This window comes from Leclercia sp. AS011, assembly GCF_037152535.1.
In the GTDB taxonomy this organism is placed as follows: domain Bacteria; phylum Pseudomonadota; class Gammaproteobacteria; order Enterobacterales; family Enterobacteriaceae; genus Enterobacter.
This window is the reverse complement of sequence record NZ_JBBCMA010000003.1, coordinates 21,213-40,122: the sequence shown is the minus strand read 5'-3', so window position 1 is coordinate 40,122 and position 18,910 is coordinate 21,213. Positions and strand designations below refer to the sequence as shown.

The following is an 18,910-nucleotide window of genomic DNA, read 5'->3' as shown; positions in this document are numbered from 1 at the left end:
AAGGAAAAATTTCTCTGAGATGTTCGCATGCGGGCCAGTCCCCTGAGCCGATATTTCATACCACAAGAATGTGGCGCTCCATGGTTGGTGAGCATGCTCGGTTCGTCCGAGAAGCCTTAAAACTATGACGACACATTCACCTTGAACCAAGGGTTCAAGGGTTACAGCCTGCGGCGGCATCTCGGAGATTCCCTCACCTTTCTACCCAGCGACTACCATGACGCAACTTCCTGAAGTCCCTGCCTCACGTCAACACATTCGTCAGTTTATCCGTCAGCAACGCAGAGCCTTGTCTCCTGAACAGCAAGCCCATTCCGCCCAGCAAGCCGCGGCACGCATGATGGCTTATCCGCCCGTTGTGATGGCGCATACCGTCGCCCTGTTCCTCTCTTTTGATGGCGAACTCGATACCCAACCGCTGATCGATGAACTCTGGCGTACCGGAAAGAAGGTCTACCTGCCGGTACTGCACCCGTTCAGTCCGGGGAATCTGCTGTTTCTGCACTATCACCCTCACAGCGAACTGGTGGTGAATCGTCTGAAAATTACCGAACCGAAGCTGGACGTGCGCGACGTGTTGCCGCTTGAGCAACTGGACGTGCTGGTAACGCCGCTGGTAGCCTTTGATGAGAGCGGTCAGCGTCTGGGGATGGGCGGCGGTTTTTACGACAGGACGCTGCAAAACTGGCAACAGTACGGACTACAGCCGGTGGGTTACGCGCACGATTGTCAGCGCGTGGAGGCATTGCCGGTGGAGAAATGGGACATTCCGCTGCCTGCGGTGGTGACGCCGTCAAGGGTCTGGCAGTGGTAAAAAAAGCCGGGTGGCGGCTACGCCTAACCCGGCCTACATAAACCCTCGGACTTTGTAGGTCGGGTAAGCGCAAGCGCCACCCGACACCACAAACCGCAGGATCAGTACAGCAGACGCGCGCGAATGGTACCAGGAATAGCCTTCATCCCCTGCAGCGCTTTCTCTGCAACGTCTTCATCCGCTTCGATATCGATAACCACATAGCCCATCTGCGCGTTAGTTTGCAGATACTGTGCGGCGATGTTCACACCCTGCTCAGCGAAGATCTGGTTAATGGCCGTCAGCACGCCCGGGCGGTTTTCGTGAATGTGCAGCAGACGACGTCCACCGTGCAGCGGCAGAGAGACTTCCGGGAAGTTGACCGCCGACAGGGTTGAACCGTTGTCCGAGTATTTGCTCAGCTTACCGGCCACTTCGAGACCGATATTTTCCTGCGCTTCCTGAGTAGAACCCCCAATGTGCGGGGTCAGGATCACGTTGTCGAACTCGCACAGCGGTGAGGTGAACGGATCGCTGTTGGTCGCTGGCTCGGTCGGGAAGACGTCAATGGCCGCCCCCGCCAGATGTTTACTTTTCAGGGCTTCGCACAGCGCAGGGATATCCACCACCGTACCGCGCGCGGCGTTGATCAGCAGCGAGCCTGGCTTCATCAGCGCCAGCTCTTCCGCACCCATCATGTTTTTGGTGGAGGCGTTTTCCGGCACGTGCAGGCTCACCACGTCGCTCATATTCAGCAGGTCGGAGAGATGTTGAACCTGGGTGGCGTTACCCAGCGGCAGCTTACTTTCGATGTCGTAGAAGAAAACGTGCATCCCCAGCGATTCCGCCAGAATGCCCAGCTGCGTGCCGATGTGGCCGTAACCGATAATGCCCAGTTTTTTACCACGCGCTTCGAAAGAGCCGGATGCCAGTTTGTTCCAGATCCCGCGGTGGGCTTTGGCGTTGGCTTCCGGGATGCCACGCAGCAGCAGCAGGAGTTCACCGATCACCAGCTCCGCCACGGAACGGGTGTTGGAGAATGGCGCGTTGAACACTGGAATACCGCGCTTCGCGGCCGCATTGAGATCGACCTGGTTGGTCCCGATACAGAAGCAGCCAATCGCAACCAGTTTTTCTGCTGCGGCAATTACATCTTCGGTCAGGTGGGTACGGGATCGCAGGCCAATGAAGTGGGCATCACGGATCGACTCTTTCAGCTGTTCGGTATCCAGTGCACCTTTGTGAAATTCGATGTTGGTGTAACCTGCCGCACGAAGGCTATCCAGTGCTTTCTGATGCACCCCTTCGACCAGCAGAAATTTAATCTTGTCTTTCTCCAGTGATACCTTTGCCATTTCCCCGACCCTGTCTGATTGTCTGAACTGTTGTTGTGCTGGATTCAAATCCGCTCCAGCCAACATATCAAAAAAAACTATTGCAGCAATATGAACGTTTGCGTCGGCACTCTGAAGAAATGTCATACAGCGTCAAATGGCAGTGAATAATGCTGCGGAGCACTAAGAAATCGGGAGGATCATCAGGAGAGGGTTAGAAATGTGACACAAGTCACCGAATATCGCTGTTGGAAAAAAAGTTAGCGGGGGGAGGCTCCCCCCGTCAGATCATTTTACGATGGTTTTGACGCCATCGGCGGTGCCGATCAGGGCGACGTCCGCGCCACGGTTGGCGAATAACCCTACCGTTACCACGCCTGGCAGACCATTGATGGCATTTTCCAGCGCTACGGCGTCGAGGATCTCCAGACCGTGAACATCCAGAATCACGTTACCGTTGTCCGTTACCACGCCCTGACGGTATTCCGGACGACCACCCAGTTTCACCAGCTCGCGGGCGACCGCGCTGCGCGCCATCGGGATCACTTCAACCGGCAGCGGGAAGTTGCCCAGGATGTCGACCTGCTTGGAGGCATCGGCGATACAGATAAACTTGTCCGCGACGGAGGCGATAATTTTCTCGCGCGTCAGCGCCGCACCACCGCCCTTGATCATCTGCATGTGACCGTTGATCTCATCCGCGCCGTCGACGTAAATCCCCAGACGGTCAACTTCGTTGAGATCGAAAACGGTGATCCCGAGGCTTTTCAGCTTTTCCGTGGATGCATCGGAGCTGGAAACTGCGCCCTCGATCTGGCCTTTCATCGTGCCCAGCGCATCAATAAAGTGTGCTGCCGTTGACCCTGTGCCCACGCCGACAATGGTACCCGGCTGTACATACTGGAGAGCGGCCCATCCTACTGCTTTTTTCAGTTCATCCTGCGTCATGATCTCTTGCCCGTGGTGATTTTGCGTGACGCGCATTATAGAGCATTCACCTGCGCCATGTGATCTGCGAGGTCACCAATTTCGTCTGTATCAAACATAAATTTATGTCATAGTGCGAAGTATTGAAATTTTTGGGGATCAGCCAGAGCAATGAAACGTCCGGACTACAGAACATTACAGGCGCTTGATGCCGTTATTCGTGAACGCGGATTCGAACGCGCAGCACAAAAGCTGTGCATTACCCAGTCCGCGGTTTCACAACGAATCAAACAGCTTGAGAACATGTTCGGGCAGCCGCTGCTGGTTCGTACCGTGCCGCCGCGGCCAACCGAACAGGGGCAAAAGCTGCTGGCGCTGCTGCGTCAGGTTGAGCTGCTGGAAGATGAGTGGCTGGGCGATGAACAGACCGGCTCCACGCCGCTGCTGCTCTCTCTGGCGGTCAACGCCGACAGTCTGGCAACCTGGCTCCTCCCTGCCCTCGCCCCGGTGCTGGCCGATTCGCCTATCCGTCTGAATTTACAGGTCGAAGATGAAACCCGCACTCAGGAGCGTCTGCGCCGCGGTGAAGTAGTGGGTGCAGTCAGTATCCAGCCTCAGGCGCTGCCAAGCTGCCTGGTGGATCAGCTGGGGGCGCTGGATTATCTTTTCGTCGGCTCGAAAGCCTTTGCCGAGCGTTACTTCCCGAACGGCGTCACCCGCGCGGCGCTGCTGAAAGCGCCTGCCGTGGCCTTTGACCATCTGGACGATATGCATCAGGCATTTTTACAGCAGAACTTCGACCTGCCGCCCGGCAGCGTTCCCTGCCATATCGTGAATTCCTCCGAAGCCTTCGTGCAGCTGGCACGTCAGGGCACCACCTGCTGCATGATCCCACATCTGCAGATCGAGAAAGAGCTGAACAGCGGCGAACTGATCGACCTGACGCCAGGTCTGCACCAGCGCCGCATGCTCTACTGGCACCGCTTTGCGCCGGAAAGCCGGATGATGCGCAACGTCACCGATGCCCTGCTGGCCCATGGGCATAAAGTCCTGCGCCAGGATTAATAAAAAAGCCGGGTCGCATTAACGCTGACCCGGCCTGTTATCGGTGCTGAAAAACAAAACTTACGGTGCTTTGGTCGCCGTATCCTGCTGCTGATTCTGCTGAACCGGCTGGTTCTGCTGAGCCTGCTCATTCTGCTGCTGACCCTGCGCAGGTTCCAGCTGGAATACCACATCAACCTGATCGTCAAACTGGATCGTTGGCTGTTCGTAGGTATCCTGCGCGGAGACCGGTGCCGCTTCCGCTTTCATCATCCGTACCATTGGGCTCGGCTGATAGTTAGAGACGTGGTAACGCACGCTGTAAACCGGGCCCAGCTTGCTGTTAAAGCCGGAAGCCAGTTGCTGCGCCTGACGCACCGCATCATCGATCGCCGCTTTACGTGCTTCATCTTTATACTTCTCTGGTTGCGCAACACCCAGGGAGACCGAACGGATCTCGTTCAGACCCGCTTTCAGCGCCCCATCCAGCAGGGAGTTCAGCTTATCGAGCTGGCGCACCGTAACTTCTACGGTACGCACCGCGCGGTAACCTTTCAGGATGCTTTTGCCATCCTTATAGTCGTAATCCGGCTGAGTACGCAGGTTGGCAGAGTTGATATCTTTTTTACCAACGCCGTTCTGCTCCAGGAAAGAGAGATATTGCGCAACGCGATCGTCTGCCTGTTTCTTGGCGGTGGCCGCATCTTTGGCCGCCACGTTCACTTCAATGGCTAAGGTCGCGATGTCCGGTGCCGCATCCACGCTTGCGGTGCCGGAGGTAACAATATGCGGGCTATCAGGCAGTTCACTGGCCTGAACGGATGCTGCGCCAAAACCCATCAGTGCCGCCAGGGCGATTACATTCAACTTCACTTTTATTCCTCCATGTTGCGAAGAGTGCCCATGTAACAGGGCGCATGCCAGCAAGCTTAGCGCCTGCTGGTCGAATGTCCATAAGACAACGCTTAGTAGAATAGTTCCCGAATGTGATGAATCCCCTCTTTTGCCAGCTGGAAAGCGATAAACCACATTACTACGCCGACCAGGCCATTAATAATGCGCTGGGCTTTGGCGGTACGCAGACGGGGAGCCAGCCAGGCGGCGAGCAGCGCCAGGCCAAAGAACCACAGGAAGGAGGCGCTGACGGTACCCAGCGCAAACCAGCGTCTCGGCTCGGCATCCAGTTGCCCCCCGAGGCTGCCCAGCACCACAAAGGTATCGAGATAAACATGGGGATTGAGCCAGGTCACCGCCAGCATGGTGACGATAATTTTCCAGCGCCCCTGCTTCATCACTTCGGCGCTGGCCAGCTCAATATTGCTGCCCATCGCCGTTTTGAGGGCACCAAAGCCGTACCACAGCAGAAACGCCACCCCGCCCCAGGTGACCAGCGCCAGCAGCCAGGGCGACTGCATCAGCAGCGCGCTGCCGCCGAAAATCCCGGCGCAGATCAGGAGCATGTCGCTCACCGCGCAGAGCAGCGCAATCATCAGGTGATACTGACGACGAATGCCCTGATTCATCACGAACGCATTTTGTGGGCCGAGAGGCAGGATCATCGCCGCACCAATCATAAGCCCTTGAATGTAAAAAGATAACATTGAAATTATTCTCGGAAAACTGTCTTGAGGGCAGACTATACTGCGGGAGAATAATTAGAGGAAATGGATAATATTAATTGACGATAAGTGAAACTAATTAAAACCGGCACGCGTTGCGCGTGCCGGTCTGCGGGAAGGCGTTATTCCGCCGTTTCTTTTACACGCTTGAAGTTCACGTCCATCTGGGGATACGGGAAGCTGATGCCGTTGGCGTCAAAGTCGCGCTTCACGCGTTCCAGTACATCCCAGTACACGCTCTGCAGATCGCCGCTGTTGCTCCAGACGCGTACCACAAAGTTAATCGACGAGGCACCGAGTTCGTTCAGGCGAACGGTCATCTCACGATCTTTCAGAATGCGCTCATCCGACTCGATGATGTTGGTCAGGAGCGCCTTCACCTTGTCGATATCCGAGTCATACGCCACGCCAATGATGAACTCATTGCGACGGACGGGCTCGCGGGAGAAGTTAATAATGTTGTTGGCGATGATCTTACCGTTCGGGATCACCACCATACGGCCATCCGCGCTGCGCAGCGTGGTAGAGAAGATCTGCACCTGCAACACGGTACCGGCCACGCCGCCCAGATCGACATACTCACCGGAGCGGAACGGACGGAAGGTCACCAGCAGTACCCCGGCAGCCAGGTTCGACAGCGAGCCCTGCAACGCCAGACCAATTGCCAGACCGGCGGCACCGAGCACGGCGATCACCGACGCCGTTTGCACCCCGACACGGCCAAGGGCCGCAATCAGCGTGAACGCGATAACACCGTAGCGCACCAGCGCGGAGAGGAAATCCGCCACCGTGGCATCAATATGACGCGCCCGCATCACACGGTTAACCGCATTAGAGATAATGCGCGCCACGATCATCCCAACGATGATAATGGCAATGGCGGCCACAATATTTACGGCGTAACTCAACAGCAATGCCTGATTACGCACCAGCCAGGAGCCCGCGTTATTGATGCTATCTACAACACCGAGATCTTCCATTCAATTTTCCTTATCTAAGCAAACCATAGAAATGCATCCCCCATCGAGGCAGGCAAGTCAGTAAAGGGTAAACAAAAGCGGGGGGTTTTGCCAAACAGATCACATAAATAGTGGCTGTAGCCAGTTGAAAAAGCATAAAAAAAGCCCGCGATTAACGCGGGCTTTGTGAGGCTATTCGCAGCAAAAATTACAGAACGTCAACCGCGTTCAGCTCTTTGAATGCCTGCTCCAGACGCGTCACCATAGAGGCCTGGGCTGCACGCAGCCATACGCGTGGATCGTAGTATTTCTTGTTCGGCTGGTCTTCGCCTTTCGGGTTGCCCAGCTGGCCCTGCAGGTAAGCTTCGTTGGTTTTGTAGTACTGCAGGATACCGTCCCAGGTTGCCCATTGGGTGTCGGTATCGATGTTCATTTTGATAACACCGTAGCTTACGGAGTCTTTGATTTCCTGAGCAGAAGAACCGGAACCGCCGTGGAAGACGAAGTTCAGGCTGTTGTGCGGCAGGTTGTGTTTCTTGGAAACGTATTCCTGAGAATCACGCAGAATGGTTGGGGTCAGAACTACGTTGCCTGGCTTGTACACGCCGTGTACGTTACCGAAGGAAGCAGCGATGGTGAAACGCGGGCTGATTTTGCTCAGCTCGGTGTAAGCGTAATCAACGTCTTCTGGCTGAGTGTACAGGGCAGAAGCGTCCATGTGGCTGTTGTCCACACCGTCTTCTTCGCCACCGGTGCAACCCAGTTCGATTTCCAGAGTCATGTCCATTTTGGCCATACGCGCCAGGTATTTGGAGCAGATCTCGATGTTCTCTTCCAGAGACTCTTCAGACAGGTCGATCATGTGAGAAGAGAACAGTGGTTTACCGGTTGCTGCGAAGTGTTTTTCGCCCGCGTCCAGCAGACCGTCGATCCACGGCAGCAGTTTCTTCGCGCAGTGGTCAGTGTGCAGGATTACAGGAACACCGTAGTGCTCAGCCATCTGGTGTACGTGGTGTGCGCCAGAGATTGCGCCCAGGATTGCCGCGCCCTGAGGAACGTCAGTTTTCACGCCTTTACCTGCGATAAACGCAGCGCCACCGTTAGAGAACTGAACGATTACCGGAGCTTTAACTTTTGCTGCGGCTTCCAGTACGGCGTTGATTGAGTCGGTACCGACGCAGTTAACAGCTGGCAGAGCAAAGTTGTTTTCTTTTGCTACCTGGAACACCTTCTGAACGTCATCACCAGTGATCACGCCAGGTTTTACGAAATCAAAAATTTTAGACATGTTGCGAGTCCTGTATCTTCGGCCTTGGAAAGGGGCGAGCTCTTAAAAGCACGCTGAAAATTGGGCAGGTTTCCCTGCCCTAAAATGGCTTACTTCTTAGCGCGCTCTTCGAGCATGGCTACTGCTGGCAGAACTTTGCCTTCCACGAATTCGAGGAATGCGCCGCCGCCAGTGGAGATGTAGGAGATCTTGTCGGAAATACCGAACAGATCGATTGCTGCCAGGGTGTCACCGCCGCCAGCAATGGAGAATGCTTCGCTGTCTGCAATCGCGTTAGCCACGATTTCAGTACCTTTACGGAAGTTCGGGAATTCGAACACGCCAACCGGGCCGTTCCACAGAATGGTTTTCGCATTCTTCAGGATTTCAGCCAGTTTCTCGGCAGAGGCATCGCCCAGGTCCAGAATCTGCTCTTCATTTTTGATGTCAGAAACAGATTTCAGCTCAGCGGTTGCGGTTTCAGAGAACTCAGTCGCCACGCGAACGTCAGTTGGAACAGGGATATCACAGGTAGTCAGCAGGCGTTTTGCTTCGTCAACCAGGTCAGCTTCGTACAGGGATTTACCCACGTTGTGGCCCTGAGCGGCAACGAAGGTGTTAGCGATACCGCCACCCACAATCAGCTGGTCAGCGATTTTGGACAGAGAGTCCAGAACGGTCAGTTTGGTAGAAACTTTAGAACCGCCAACGATAGCAACCATCGGACGAGCTGGTTCTTTCAGGGCTTTGCCCAGCGCTTCCAGTTCGTCTGCCAGCAGTGGACCGGCACAAGCGACGTCAGCAAATTTACCGATACCGTGGGTAGACGCCTGCGCACGGTGAGCAGTACCGAAAGCATCCATAACGAACACGTCGCACAGGGCAGCGTATTTTTTGGACAGCGCTTCGTCGTCTTTCTTCTCGCCTTTGTTGAAGCGAACGTTTTCCAGAACAACCAGTTCACCTGCAGCCACTTCAACGCCGTCCAGGTAGTCTTTAACCAGACGTACCGGGCTGGACAGTTTGTCTTTCAGGTAATTAACAACCGGCAGCAGAGAGAACTCTTCGTTGTACTCGCCTTCGGTCGGACGACCCAGGTGGGAGGTTACCATCACTTTCGCACCCTGCTTCAGTGCCAGTTCGATGGTTGGCAGTGATGCACGGATACGCGCGTCGCTGGTCACTTTCCCATCTTTAACCGGTACGTTCAGATCCGCACGGATGAAAACGCGTTTACCTGCCAGATCCAGATCGGTCATCTTAATTACAGACATGGTGAATCCTCTCGTTGATTCTTAAAGTTTTGCAGACGCAATACGCGCCTTACCTGAAACCTTGTGCGGCCATGGCTAACGTGGTGTCGAGCATCCTGTTAGCAAAGCCCCATTCGTTATCACACCAGACCAGCGTTTTGATCAGATGTGCTCCACTCACGCGCGTTTGGGTGCCATCAACAATGGCGCTATGCGGATCGTGGTTAAAATCTACTGAGACCAACGGTAATTCCGTATAGTCAACTATACCATGAAATGCTTGCTGTGCCGCTTTTTGCAGCAACAGGTTGACCTCACAGGCTTTTACCGGTTTTTTCACGGTTACGCTGAGGTCGATCGCCGTCACGTTAATCGTAGGAACACGCACGGCGATGGCTTCAAAACGATCTTCAAACTGGGGGAAAATTCGGGTAATTCCAGCCGCCAGTTTGGTATCCACCGGGATTATGGACTGACTCGCTGCGCGAGTGCGTCGCAGATCCGGGTGATATGCGTCAATGACCTGCTGATCGTGCATGGCGGAGTGAATCGTGGTCACTGTGCCCGATTCAATGCCGTAGGCATCGTCCAGCAGTTTGATGACCGGAATAATACAGTTGGTGGTGCAGGAGGCATTGGAGACGATGCGGTGTTCCGCTTGCAGCTCATGATGGTTAACGCCATAAACCACCGTGGCATCGAGATCGTTACTGCCGGGATGTGAGAAGAGCACTTTCTTCGCGCCAGCCGCCAGATGGGCTTCACCGTGTTCGCGATTGCCGTAGACACCGGTGCAGTCAAGCACCACATCCACCCCCAGCTCACGCCAGGGTAAGGCGTCGATCGTCTGCTCGTGCAGGACACGAATCACGTCATCACCGACGAACAGCTGCTCTCTCTCCTGACGAACGTCCCAGGCAAAGCGCCCATGGCTGGTGTCATACTTCAATAAATGCGCCATGCCTGCGGCATCCGCCAGTTCATTGATGGCCACCACGGTCATTTCCGCCCGACGCCCGGATTCATATAAAGCACGAACCACGTTACGTCCGATGCGACCGAAACCATTAATCGCTACGCGTACGGTCATAAGTCTCCTGCAAAGCTTTCCCTGATTCGAGGTGGCTGACAGAGTAATCCAGCAACGCTCTGAGGGGAATCCTTGCCTGTCACAAACTCCAACTGATTGGTCATTTGTCGAACGTTTAATCGACTGAAACGCTTCAGCCAGAATAAGCGAAACGTGGAATAAAGGGAATGTCTGTCCAGACCAATAAGCCAGCTATATGACTTGCGTCACATTTCTGCTGGAATAATTTACAGGGAAGTTACATGAAGAAGGAATAGTAGATACAAAAAAGCCGGGTGGCGCGCTAGCGCTTACCCGGCCTACTTTCGTGCCATTTGTAGGCCCGGTAAGCGTAGCGCCACCGGGCAAAACAGCAATTACAGCAGTTCTTTCGCTTTTGCGACCACGTTCTCAACGGTGAAGCCGAACTCTTCGAACAGCTGCTCAGCCGGAGCAGACTCACCGAAGGTGGTCATGCCGACGATAGCGCCGTTCAGGCCCACGTATTTGAACCAGTAGTCAGCGATACCCGCTTCGATTGCCACACGGGAAGAAACGGCTTTCGGCAGCACGGATTCACGGTAAGCCGCGTCCTGCTTGTCGAAGGCATCGGTAGACGGCATGGAAACCACGCGGGCTTTCACGCCTTCGCCTGCCAGCTGATCCCAGGCCGCAACGGCCAGTTCAACTTCAGAACCGGTCGCGATGAAGATCACCTGCGGCTGACCGTCGCAATCTTTCAGCACGTAGCCACCGCGAGCGATGTTCGCCAGCTGTTCTTCGGTACGATCCTGCTGGGCCAGGTTCTGACGGGAGAGGATCAGTGCGGTCGGGCCGTCCTGACGCTCAACGCCGTACTTCCACGCTACCGCGGATTCAACCTGGTCACATGGACGCCATGTGGACATGTTCGGGGTGACACGCAGGGAAGCGACCTGCTCAACCGGCTGGTGAGTCGGGCCATCTTCGCCCAGACCGATGGAGTCGTGGGTATAAACCATCACCTGACGCTGTTTCATCAGCGCAGCCATACGCACCGCGTTACGGGCATATTCCACAAACATCAGGAAGGTGGAGGTGTACGGCAGGAAACCACCGTGCAGGGCGATACCGTTGGCGATCGCGGTCATACCGAATTCACGGACACCGTAATGGATGTAGTTACCGGCAGCATCTTCGTTGATCGCTTTAGAACCAGACCAGATAGTCAGGTTAGAAGGCGCCAGGTCAGCGGAGCCGCCCAGGAATTCTGGCAGCAGTGGACCGAAGGCTTCAATGGCATTCTGGGACGCTTTACGGCTGGCGATTTTGGACGGGTTCGCCTGCAGTTTAGCGATGAACTCGTTTGCTTTCGCGTCGAAGTCAGACGGCATGTCACCTTTCATACGACGGGTGTATTCAGCCGCTTCCTGTGGGAAGGCTTTAGCGTAGGCAGCGAACTTCTCGTTCCAGGCCGCTTCTTTCGCCTGACCGGCTTCTTTGGCATCCCACTGCGCGTAGATCTCAGATGGGATCTCAAACGCGGCGTGTTTCCAGCCCAGCTGTTCGCGGGTCAGCGCGATCTCTGCGTCACCCAGTGGTGCACCGTGGGAGTCATGGGTACCGGCTTTGTTCGGAGAACCGAAGCCGATGATGGTTTTGCACATCAGCAGGGACGGTTTGTCGGTGACAGCGCGTGCTTCTTCTACCGCACGTTTAATCGCTTCAGCATCGTGACCGTCAACGCCACGCACCACGTGCCAGCCGTAAGCTTCGAAACGTGCTGCGGTATCGTCGGTGAACCAGCCCTCAACGTGGCCGTCGATGGAGATGCCGTTGTCGTCATAGAACGCAACCAGTTTGCCCAGCTTCAGGGTACCGGCCAGGGAGCATACCTCGTGAGAGATACCTTCCATCATGCAGCCGTCGCCGAGGAACGCATAGGTGAAGTGGTCAACAATGTCGTGACCCGGACGGTTGAACTGCGCCGCCAGCGTCTTCTCAGCAATCGCCATGCCCACGGCGTTAGCAATACCCTGACCCAGCGGACCGGTAGTGGTTTCAACGCCAGCGGTGTAACCCACTTCCGGGTGACCCGGGGTTTTAGAGTGCAACTGACGGAAGTTTTTCAGCTCGTCGATTGGCAGGTCATAGCCAGTGAGGTGCAACAGGCTGTAGATCAGCATGGAGCCGTGGCCGTTGGACAGCACGAAGCGGTCGCGGTCAGCCCACGCCGGGTTCTGCGGGTTGTGATTCAGGAAATCACGCCACAGCACTTCGGCAATGTCAGCCATACCCATAGGTGCACCCGGGTGACCGGATTTCGCTTTTTGTACAGCATCCATGCTCAGCGCACGAATAGCATTGGCAAGCTCTTTACGTGAGGACATTTTGACTCCAGATCGGATGTTGAAGGCCATACCCGTTTCGGCTTGACGACAGCGCGTTTTGGGCTACGCCAGAAAAAAGTGCCAACAATGTAACCCAAGCGACAAAGCATGTACATGGACCATTCTTTTGCCTGTTAAGAAATCTCTGGAACAGGCTCGCACGTTGCGCAATCTTCTCGCCCGCCTCCGTTTATATTCTTTATACTTAGCCATACTCCGGCTTCGCTGCCGTGATGTACTTTCAGAATTTATCGTGTTTAACGAGTGCGGAAGCAACCAAATGAAAATGCGTGCGATAGTGCTGGCTCTGGGAACAACGCTCCTGCTGAGCGGGTGTCAGAATATGGACTCTGGCGGGCTGATGAGCTCCGGGGCAGAGGCGTTTCAGGCCTACTCCCTGAGCGATGCTCAGGTTAAAACATTAAGCGATGAGGCCTGTAAGGAGATGGACGGTAAAGCCACCATCGCCCCGGCAGGCAGCACCTACGCTCAGCGTCTGGATAAGATTGCTTCTGCCCTTGGCGACAACATCAATGGCCAGCCGGTGAACTACAAGGTTTACATGGCCAAAGACGTCAACGCCTTCGCCATGGCCAACGGCTGTATCCGCGTCTACAGCGGGCTGATGGATATGATGACCGACAACGAAGTTGAAGCGGTTATCGGACATGAAATGGGTCACGTTGCGCTCGGCCACGTGAAGAAAGGTATGCAGGTTGCGCTCGGCACTAACGCCGTACGCGTGGCGGCGGCATCGGCTGGCGGCATTGTCGGCAGCCTGTCCCAGTCGCAGCTTGGCGATCTCGGTGAAAAACTGGTCAACTCCCAGTTCTCCCAGCGTCAGGAATCTGAGGCGGATGACTACTCTTACGATCTGTTGCGCAAACGCGGCATCAATCCGTCAGGTTTAGCCACCAGCTTCGAAAAACTGGCTCAACAGGAAGCAGGCCGTCAAAGCTCAATGTTTGACGACCACCCTGCCTCTGCAGAGCGTGCGCAGCATATTCGCGATCGCATGTCCGCAGACGGCATCAAGTAACGTCAATAAAAAGGCCGGGCAAGCAGTCCCGGCCTCTCTCTTTATTACTCGCCTTTTTTCGCCGCCTGGATATAGAGCATCTCCAGTGCCAGCGTCGCCGCTGCCAGGGCAGTGATCTCAGACTGATCGTAAGCCGGTGCCACTTCCACCACGTCCATGCCGACGATGTTCAGATCTTTCAGACCACGTACCAGCTTAATGGCGCGATCGGAGGTCAGGCCGCCGATCACCGGTGTGCCGGTGCCAGGCGCAAAGGCCGGATCCAGGCAGTCGATGTCGAAGGTCAGGTAAACCGGCATATCGCCAACAATCTGCTTCACCTGAGCAAGGATATCATCCACGCCGCGATCGTTAACCTGACCCGCGTCCAGCACGGTAAAGCCGTTGTCTTTATCGAACTCGGTACGAATCCCGATCTGCACGGAGTGGTTCGGATCGATCAGACCTTCGTTCGGCGCGGTGAAGAACATGGTGCCGTGGTCGAATTCGCAGCCGTTCGCGTAGGTGTCAGTATGGGCATCGAAATGCACCAGCGCCATCTTACCGAAGTGCTTCGCGTGGGCGCGCAGCAGCGGCAGGGTCACGAAGTGGTCACCACCGAAGGAGAGCATGCGCTTACCGGCAGCCAGCAGCTTCTCGGCGTGGGCCTGCAGCTTTTCGCTCATCTCACGCGCGTCACCGAAGGCGTACACCAGGTCGCCGCAGTCAACGACGTTCAGGCGCTCGCGCATGTCGAAGTTCCAAGGGAAGCGGTTATGCTCCCAGGCCAGGTTAGTGGAAACCTGACGGATCGCTGCCGGGCCGTGACGACCGCCCGCGCGACCGGATGTTGCCATGTCGAACGGCACACCGGTGATCACCCAGTCCGCATCGCTGTCGTACGGCTGGAAGTTCATCGGAAGGCGTAAAAAACCAAAAGCGTTAGATACCAGAGAGTTATCGTACTGATGCCCTAAAGTGCTCATGTCCTGACCTCTTTATAACGTCGGTGCATTAAAAATAGATGAAAAAAAATCCCCTCCGCGTCGTTAAACCCGACGAGGAAGGGATTGATTCGAATAGTGCCTGTTGCGGCGGATTATCGCCGCTATTACATACGGGTTCAAGTGAGTATAGCTCGCAGGCCCGGTAAGCGTAGCGCCACCGGGCATTGGCATTTACTCGTCTTCCAGATAGGTGTAGCCGTACAGACCGGCTTCGAACTCTTCCAGGAACTGCTTCTGCAGGGTATCGTCCAGATCGGTCTTTTTCACCTGATCGCGGAACTGAGTCAGCAGCTTGTTCGGATCGAGCTGCACGTACTGCAGCATATCCGCCACGGTGTCACCCTCATCAGAGAGCTCCACTTCCACGTTGCCGTCAGGGAAAACAAACACGTCAACCGCTTCGGTATCCCCGAACAGGTTGTGCATGTTGCCGAGGATCTCCTGATAGGCCCCGACCATAAAGAAGCCCAGCATTGGCGGGTTCTCCGGATCGTACTCCGGCATCGGCATGGTAGTGGCAATCCCGTCACCGTCGATGTAGTGATCGATAGCGCCGTCGGAATCACAGGTGATATCCAGCAGCACCGCACGGCGCTCAGGCACCTGGTTCAAGCCTTCCAGCGGCAGGACCGGGAAGAGCTGATCGATACCCCATGCATCCGGCATCGACTGGAACAGGGAGAAGTTGACGTACATCTTGTCCGCCATACGCTCCTGCAGCTCGTCGATAATCGGACGGTGCGCGCGGTTGCTCGGGTCGAGCTGTTTCTGCACTTCATGGCACATGTTCAGATACAGCTGCTCGGCCCAGGCACGCTCCTGCAGGCTGTATGTCCCGGAGGAATAGCCGGTATGAATATCGTGCAGGTCCATCTGGCTGTCGTGCAGCCACTCACGCAGTGAACGACGCGTACCCGGCTCGTGCATCTCAATCCAGGTTTCCCACATGCTTTGCAGCGCGCGCGGTGCATCGTCTTCCGGCGGTGTGGCTTCGGTGTATTCGTTGCGCTCAACGCCGATGATGTTGGACACCAGCACCGTGTGGTGCGCGGTAACAGCACGTCCGGACTCGGTGATCACCGTCGGGTGCGGTAGACCGTTCTCTTCACAGGCATCGCCAATCGCCCAGATAATGTTGTTGGCGTACTCGTTCAGCCCGTAGTTGACCGAGCAGTCGGACTTCGAGCGGGTCCCTTCATAGTCCACGCCGAGACCGCCGCCCACGTCGAAGCACTGAATGTTCACGCCCAGCTTGTGCAGCTCGACGTAGAAACGGGCCGACTCACGCACACCAGTGGCGATATCGCGGATGTTGGCCATCTGCGAACCGAGGTGGAAGTGCAGGAGCTGAATGCTGTCCAGACGTCCACGCTCGCGCATGATCTCCACCAGCTGCAGAACCTGGTTCGCCGCGAGGCCGAATTTGGATTTTTCACCGCCGGAGGACTGCCACTTACCGGAGCCCTGCGAGGCCAGACGCGCACGCACGCCAAGGCGCGGCACCACGTTCAGACGCTCGGCCTCTTCCAGCACGATATTAATCTCGGACATCTTCTCGATGACCAGATAGACCTTGTGGCCCATCTTCTCGCCGATCAGCGCCAGACGAATGTATTCACGGTCTTTATAGCCGTTACAGACGATCACCGAGCGGGTCATGCCGGCATGCGCCAGTACCGCCATCAGCTCTGCTTTGGAACCGGCTTCCAGCCCCAGCGGTTCGCCGGAGTGAATTAAGGATTCGATAACGCGACGATGCTGGTTCACCTTGATCGGATAGACCAGGAAATAGTCGCCGTTGTAACCGTAGGATTCACGCGCACGTTTGAAGGCGGCGTTAATGGAACGCAGACGGTGCTGCAGGATCTGCGGGAAGCAGAACAGTGCAGGCAGACGCTGCCCCTGCGCTTCACGCGCTTTCACCAGCTTAGCGAGATCGACGCGCGCTTCCGGTACGTCAGGATCCGGGCAAACGCTGATGTGGCCCAGTTCGTTGACGTCGTAGTAGTTATTGCCCCACCAGGCAATATTGTAAGTGCGCAGCATCTTGCTGGCTTCCTGGGAGCTCATCGCAACCTCCTGCATAGAACGTAGTACACCCTGTTCGCCTGCTGACGAAGGCGAAAACGAAGACATGTCGTCAGACATAGCGAACCTCAACTCTTACTATTCAGTGTAAAACAGTTGACTACTATCGCAGCGTCAATCTGCGATAACAACCCATTATCCGACCGGATTTCCAGCATGGAATGCTGAAAGCCGGGGCGTGCGACCGGTTTCTTATTCATATCATTGTAAAACACGTATCCGAACTCTGTATGACAAGGTCCGGCGAAACCACGAGAAAACTCTTGTAATTACAAGAGCGCCCTTGTTCAGACTTCACAAAGCGTAATGCCGGCCCTGGAATCCTGAGAAGCGCCGAGATGGGTATAACATCGGCAGGTTTGCAGATTAGAAATGCGAATGGCGGGGAGCATGTTCTGGCCTGAAAGGCAGAACTGACTAAGCGGAAAACGACGGTTCATTATCTCGTATCACCTCCACGCAAGCCTGATAAAACTCGCGACAAGTTAAAGCTAAAAGTTCACTGCTTTACCCGGCTGGAAGTGGCGACACGAAGAAACGTCGTGTGCTTTTTTGTATGAGCCGCGCGCCGCGTTTTATACCGACAAGACAGGGAAAATGCAAAACATAAATGCGCGCATTGCCGGGACCGTCAGCAAATATTTCCAGTCGGGTTTCCAGGGCTCCAGGCACATAGACAAAAAAAGCTGGAAATCGGGCGAAGAAGTGACCTAAAATAGCCGTCCAGATGTTAATCCATCCATACTGATTAACACTCAGACTGCCAGTGTCATCATCTGCAAGTCCTGGTGGAAAAACCTGCCACGGCTATCCCACACGACAGTTTGAGCTAAACAAATTCTCCTTAGGTAAATTAAAACATGGCAAAACACCTGTTTACGTCCGAGTCTGTATCAGAAGGACATCCTGATAAAATTGCTGACCAAATCTCCGATGCGGTGCTGGATGCGATCCTCGAGCAGGATCCGAAAGCGCGCGTTGCCTGCGAGACCTATGTCAAAACCGGCATGGTAATGGTTGGCGGTGAAATCACCACCAGTGCATGGGTTGATATCGAAGAGATCACCCGTAACACCGTGCGTGAGATCGGCTATGTACATTCTGATATGGGCTTTGATGCCAACTCATGCGCAGTACTGAGCGCCATTGGCAAACAGTCTCCTGACATCAACCAGGGCGTTGACCGTGCCGATCCGCTGGAACAGGGCGCAGGCGACCAGGGCCTGATGTTTGGCTACGCAACCAACGAAACCGACGTGCTGATGCCAGCGCCAATCACCTATGCTCACCGTCTGGTGCAGCGTCAGGCTGAAGTGCGTAAAAATGGCACCCTGCCGTGGCTGCGTCCGGATGCGAAAAGCCAGGTCACCTTCCAGTACGACGACGGCAAAATTGTCGGTATCGACGCGGTGGTTCTGTCTACTCAGCATGCTGAAGACATCGACCAGAAATCCCTGCAGGAAGCGGTGATGGAAGAGATCATCAAGCCGGTTCTGCCGACCGAGTGGCTGAATGCGTCGACCAAATACTTCATCAACCCAACGGGCCGCTTTGTTATCGGTGGACCAATGGGCGACTGCGGTCTGACCGGTCGTAAGATCATCGTTGATACCTACGGCGGCATGGCGCGTCACGGCGGCGGTGCTTTCTCCGGTAAAGATCCGTCTAAAGTTGACCGTTCCGCAGCCTATGCAGCACGTTACGTTGCCAAAAACATCGTTGCGGCTGGCCTGGCTGACCGCTGTGAGATTCAGGTCTCCTACGCCATCGGCGTGGCTGAGCCAACCTCCATCATGGTTGAAACCTTTGGTACCGAAAAAGTGTCCTCTGAGCAGCTGACCCTGCTGGTGCGTGAGTTCTTCGACCTGCGTCCATACGGCCTGATTCAGATGCTGGATCTGCTGCACCCAATCTACAAAGAAACCGCTGCTTACGGTCACTTTGGTCGCGAACATTTCCCATGGGAAAAAACCGACAAAGCCGCCCAGCTGCGTGAAGCTGCCGGTCTGAAATAATCGACTGACAGTGTTTCTGGAAGGCCAGCCTCGTGCTGGCCTTTTTGTTTTCTGCTGCATAACCCCCTTCATGAAATCGCTTACATCCCGATAAAATAAGCCCCCTTTCGGATTACTCTCTTTGTCACGCCTGCCCCTCTGACATACT

At 55.3% G+C, this 18,910-nt stretch carries 17 protein-coding genes and 1 other RNA gene; 5 read left to right on the top strand and 13 right to left on the bottom strand.

The window, feature by feature from the left end; all coding sequences use genetic code 11:
• Positions 1 to 8 precede the first annotated feature (8 nt).
• Together ssrS and WFO70_RS14770 are read left to right on the top strand one after the other, a co-directional pair.
• Positions 9 to 192: non-coding RNA, 6S RNA (ssrS, locus tag WFO70_RS14775), on the top strand.
• A 25-nt stretch (positions 193 to 217) separates the two neighbouring features.
• Positions 218 to 814 (top strand): 5-formyltetrahydrofolate cyclo-ligase, encoded by a 597-nt coding sequence (locus WFO70_RS14770; RefSeq protein WP_337017055.1) that lies wholly within the window; start codon positions 218 to 220, stop codon positions 812 to 814.
• A gap of 101 nt (positions 815 to 915) precedes the next feature.
• Here the strand turns inward: WFO70_RS14770 and serA are convergent, their stop codons facing one another.
• Together serA and rpiA are read right to left on the bottom strand one after the other, a co-directional pair.
• Positions 916 to 2,148, bottom strand: coding sequence for a phosphoglycerate dehydrogenase (gene serA / locus WFO70_RS14765; RefSeq protein ID WP_337017053.1), 1,233 nt, complete (start codon positions 2,146 to 2,148; stop codon positions 916 to 918).
• Positions 2,149 to 2,415: 267 nt separating this feature from the next.
• Positions 2,416 to 3,075, bottom strand: a complete 660-nt coding sequence (gene rpiA, locus WFO70_RS14760) for a ribose-5-phosphate isomerase RpiA (RefSeq protein WP_032613951.1) — start codon at positions 3,073 to 3,075, stop codon at positions 2,416 to 2,418.
• 150 nt (positions 3,076 to 3,225) lie between these two features.
• Here rpiA and argP point away from each other — a divergent pair, with 150 nt between their 5' ends.
• Positions 3,226 to 4,119 carry a DNA-binding transcriptional regulator ArgP gene (gene argP, locus WFO70_RS14755; RefSeq protein ID WP_106994367.1) on the top strand — a complete coding sequence of 298 codons (894 nt, stop codon included), beginning with the start codon at positions 3,226 to 3,228 and terminating at the stop codon, positions 4,117 to 4,119.
• A 60-nt stretch (positions 4,120 to 4,179) separates the two neighbouring features.
• On the opposite strand, the gene WFO70_RS14750 is transcribed toward argP, so the two are convergent.
• The 7 genes from WFO70_RS14750 to tkt all read right to left on the bottom strand — a co-directional run bounded on the left by WFO70_RS14750 (position 4,180) and on the right by tkt (position 12,634).
• On the bottom strand, positions 4,180 to 4,971 hold the full coding sequence (locus tag WFO70_RS14750) for an oxidative stress defense protein (protein WP_337017051.1): 792 nt from the start codon (positions 4,969 to 4,971) through the stop codon (positions 4,180 to 4,182).
• Between the two features lie 92 nt (positions 4,972 to 5,063).
• Positions 5,064 to 5,699 (bottom strand): arginine exporter ArgO, encoded by a 636-nt coding sequence (gene argO, locus WFO70_RS14745; RefSeq protein WP_337017049.1) that lies wholly within the window; start codon positions 5,697 to 5,699, stop codon positions 5,064 to 5,066.
• Between the two features lie 140 nt (positions 5,700 to 5,839).
• Positions 5,840 to 6,697 (bottom strand): small-conductance mechanosensitive channel MscS, encoded by an 858-nt coding sequence (locus WFO70_RS14740; protein WP_337017047.1) that lies wholly within the window; start codon positions 6,695 to 6,697, stop codon positions 5,840 to 5,842.
• 187 nt (positions 6,698 to 6,884) lie between these two features.
• Positions 6,885 to 7,964, bottom strand: coding sequence for a class II fructose-bisphosphate aldolase (gene fbaA, locus WFO70_RS14735; protein WP_337017046.1), 1,080 nt, complete (start codon positions 7,962 to 7,964; stop codon positions 6,885 to 6,887).
• Positions 7,965 to 8,053: 89 nt separating this feature from the next.
• Positions 8,054 to 9,217, bottom strand: coding sequence for a phosphoglycerate kinase (gene pgk / locus WFO70_RS14730; protein ID WP_337017045.1), 1,164 nt, complete (start codon positions 9,215 to 9,217; stop codon positions 8,054 to 8,056).
• Positions 9,218 to 9,266: 49 nt separating this feature from the next.
• Positions 9,267 to 10,286, bottom strand: a complete 1,020-nt coding sequence (gene epd, locus WFO70_RS14725) for an erythrose-4-phosphate dehydrogenase (protein ID WP_106994362.1) — start codon at positions 10,284 to 10,286, stop codon at positions 9,267 to 9,269.
• 356 nt (positions 10,287 to 10,642) lie between these two features.
• Positions 10,643 to 12,634: a transketolase gene (gene tkt / locus WFO70_RS14720; RefSeq protein ID WP_337017043.1), complete on the bottom strand. Its 1,992-nt coding sequence runs from the start codon at positions 12,632 to 12,634 to the stop codon at positions 10,643 to 10,645.
• A gap of 280 nt (positions 12,635 to 12,914) precedes the next feature.
• On the opposite strand from tkt, the gene WFO70_RS14715 reads away from it, so the two are divergent.
• Complete coding sequence (locus tag WFO70_RS14715) at positions 12,915 to 13,673, top strand: M48 family metallopeptidase (RefSeq protein ID WP_337017042.1); 759 nt, start codon at positions 12,915 to 12,917, stop codon at positions 13,671 to 13,673.
• 44 nt (positions 13,674 to 13,717) lie between these two features.
• Here the strand turns inward: WFO70_RS14715 and speB are convergent, their stop codons facing one another.
• From speB to WFO70_RS22525, 4 genes are all read right to left on the bottom strand, one after another.
• Positions 13,718 to 14,638, bottom strand: a complete 921-nt coding sequence (gene speB, locus WFO70_RS14710; protein ID WP_008499737.1) for an agmatinase — start codon at positions 14,636 to 14,638, stop codon at positions 13,718 to 13,720.
• Between the two features lie 192 nt (positions 14,639 to 14,830).
• Positions 14,831 to 16,807 (bottom strand): biosynthetic arginine decarboxylase, encoded by a 1,977-nt coding sequence (gene speA, locus WFO70_RS14705; RefSeq protein ID WP_142487037.1) that lies wholly within the window; start codon positions 16,805 to 16,807, stop codon positions 14,831 to 14,833.
• A gap of 8 nt (positions 16,808 to 16,815) precedes the next feature.
• Complete coding sequence (gene yqgB, locus WFO70_RS14700) at positions 16,816 to 16,947, bottom strand: acid stress response protein YqgB (RefSeq protein WP_337017040.1); 132 nt, start codon at positions 16,945 to 16,947, stop codon at positions 16,816 to 16,818.
• A gap of 87 nt (positions 16,948 to 17,034) precedes the next feature.
• Positions 17,035 to 17,187, bottom strand: a complete 153-nt coding sequence (locus WFO70_RS22525; RefSeq protein ID WP_442913386.1) for a hypothetical protein — start codon at positions 17,185 to 17,187, stop codon at positions 17,035 to 17,037.
• A gap of 420 nt (positions 17,188 to 17,607) precedes the next feature.
• Here WFO70_RS22525 and metK point away from each other — a divergent pair, with 420 nt between their 5' ends.
• The gene (gene metK, locus WFO70_RS14695) at positions 17,608 to 18,762 is read left to right on the top strand and encodes a methionine adenosyltransferase (protein WP_337017038.1); all 1,155 of its coding nucleotides are present in this window, start codon (positions 17,608 to 17,610) and stop codon (positions 18,760 to 18,762) included.
• The last annotated feature ends 148 nt before the right edge of the window (positions 18,763 to 18,910 follow it).